A 1,886-nucleotide genomic window follows, 5' to 3' on the forward strand; every position below is an offset into this window, starting at 1 on the left:
CCGCCGTCGCTGTATTTGATGGCGAGCGCTTTGCCGGCGAATTCGAAATGGATCTGGCGGAAGCCGAAATCGCAGCGCTGCGTCCAGGCGGCCAGCCCGACAGTTTTGTCAGACAATTTTTCCCAGGCGCATTTGTCGATGGGCGGGCGCGACGGCGCCGGCTCGTCCGCCATGGCTGGTATCGTCGCGGATGCAAGCAGGGCACTGGCCCAGATGGTCGATCGCACGCTATTCATCGCTGCATCCTGTTAAAATGAAGGCGTCCCAGGCCGAACCGCCTGGATTGGCATTGGCGAAATCGGCTCCTTCGGTGAAAGCCACGCCGAAACCGGGCAAGAGCAGCCCTCTCGGCGCCGGTGTCGCTTCGCGCGAATTCAACTGCTCGGCGCCGCCGCCGGTCAAGGCATAGACCTGGCCCTCCCATAGCCTGCACAATCCGCTACCGTCCTGCAGGCCGCCTTCCCGGTCGTCGTCGGTGCAGGCGTGGCGAATGGTGCCGAGCGGGAAGGAATTCTTGCCGTTGGTCCAGGTGATGTCGGCGGGCAGGCTCGTGCCGGCTTTGGGCACGGCCAGCGAAAACACTTCGGCCGTCAGCGCCGCCGGCTCGTTGGCGAGCGGCCGGAATTGCACGACGGCACCCGAGCGCGGCTCCTGATAGGTGGCGTGACTCAGGAGGCATTCTTTTGCCAAGGCCGCCTGCATCGGGCCGAGCAGGCCCAGGAGGAAAAAGGCCAGTATGCGGGTGATCATCCAATGTCTCTGGGAAAGCGTTGAGTCGGCCCGCACAGTCGCATCATCCGCGCAAAAGCATAGCAAAATCCGGAACGGCGGCGTTTGTCCGCTCCTGGACAAAACTTGTCCACGCAAAATCCCACCAGCCTGTATGGTCGAGCGCACTGATCGAAGGAGTGGTGATGCGGCGTTTGGTGATGACGACGGCAATATCCGCATTCGCCGGTGGCTCCGCGCTGGCGGCGCCGCCTTATGTTGGGACATGGTCTAGCGACAGGCTGAACTGCCACGCGGCTCCCGACATCCAACGCGAGACTGTGTTCACAGTGGACCAGGCGTCGCTGTCGTTCCCCGATCTCGGCTGCGAGCAGGCGACATTTCGCAAAAGCTCGACCGGTTGGGTGGTGCATGCCAGCCAATGCTACGGTTCCGACCCGTCGATCGAGGAGCCGTTCGCGCGTGTCATCCATATCGTCAGGCATGGGGCCACGCTGCGGTTCACCTGGCCTGGCTTCGACAGCGGACCGCTCGTCCGCTGTTGAAGGCGTCCGGCGCCTCAGACCAGGCCGACCAGAAAGGCGGCGCCACCGAGAAAGCCTGCCGAGCAGATCCATAACAGCCAGAGCCCCCGTACCCGGCATTCCAGCACCGCCGAGCCGGGGTTGGCGGGGTCATAGTGGACGTCGACCTTGCTGCCTTCGACATACTGCCGTGCCTGGCCGCCGACGAGGCCGGGCAACGAAGCCGTCACGGTTCCGCCGAAGGTCACACGATCGGCGCTGTAGCGCAGGCCGGCGACGTCATAGGAGTAGACGATGCGGGATTTGAAGACGGTGCGCCAGCGACCATGGCCAGAATGGTTTCGGAGCGCCTGCAGGCCCGAGTTATCGATGCGGCCGGCAGTGACCGGCCATTTTGCCGCCTGCTCGGCCAGCGATTTCTGGACGAAGCCCATGCGCAAGGCAAACAGGCCCATGAACAGCAGCAGCAGCGCTCCCGCGCCGAGGTTCTGCGGCTTGGGCAAATGCGGCCTGATCGCCTCCAGGACGCCGCCGACGGAAAACACCAGAACCAGCGCGCCGACCACCAGCCCGGCCGAGAGCTGGATCATGAACTTGAAGGCGCCTTCGGGCATGGTGCGCTCGATCACGGCT

3 protein-coding genes and 1 pseudogene are annotated in these 1,886 nt (G+C 64.2%); 1 reads left to right on the top strand and 3 read right to left on the bottom strand.

Features of this window, described 5'->3' with window-relative positions:
• Positions 1-236: pseudogene (locus EN925_RS34140) on the bottom strand (hypothetical protein); the annotation flags it as partial.
• On the bottom strand, positions 229-750 hold the full coding sequence (locus EN925_RS34145) for a hypothetical protein (protein ID WP_013532080.1): 522 nt from the start codon (positions 748-750) through the stop codon (positions 229-231). The pseudogene EN925_RS34140 and the gene EN925_RS34145, both read right to left, overlap by 8 nt.
• A 164-nt stretch (positions 751-914) precedes the next feature.
• Between EN925_RS34145 and EN925_RS34150 the strand changes: the two genes are divergently transcribed.
• A complete protein-coding gene (locus EN925_RS34150) occupies positions 915-1,274 on the top strand; it encodes a hypothetical protein (RefSeq protein WP_013532081.1) in 360 nt (119 codons plus the stop codon).
• A gap of 14 nt (positions 1,275-1,288) precedes the next feature.
• Here EN925_RS34150 and EN925_RS34155 read toward each other — a convergent pair.
• Positions 1,289-1,886: DUF3592 domain-containing protein (locus EN925_RS34155; RefSeq protein ID WP_128337280.1), on the bottom strand; the 598-nt coding region annotated here is incomplete at its 5' end.

The sequence above is a fragment of the Mesorhizobium sp. M7A.F.Ca.US.006.04.2.1 genome (genome assembly GCF_004022915.1).
Classification (GTDB): domain Bacteria; phylum Pseudomonadota; class Alphaproteobacteria; order Rhizobiales; family Rhizobiaceae; genus Mesorhizobium; species Mesorhizobium ciceri.

Coding starts and splice junctions, on each gene's coding strand:
- EN925_RS34145 (WP_013532080.1), bottom strand. CDS start 750: ATGATCACCCGCATACTGGCCTTTTTCCTCCTGGGCCTGCTCGGCCCG.
- EN925_RS34150 (WP_013532081.1), top strand. CDS start 915: ATGCGGCGTTTGGTGATGACGACGGCAATATCCGCATTCGCCGGTGGC.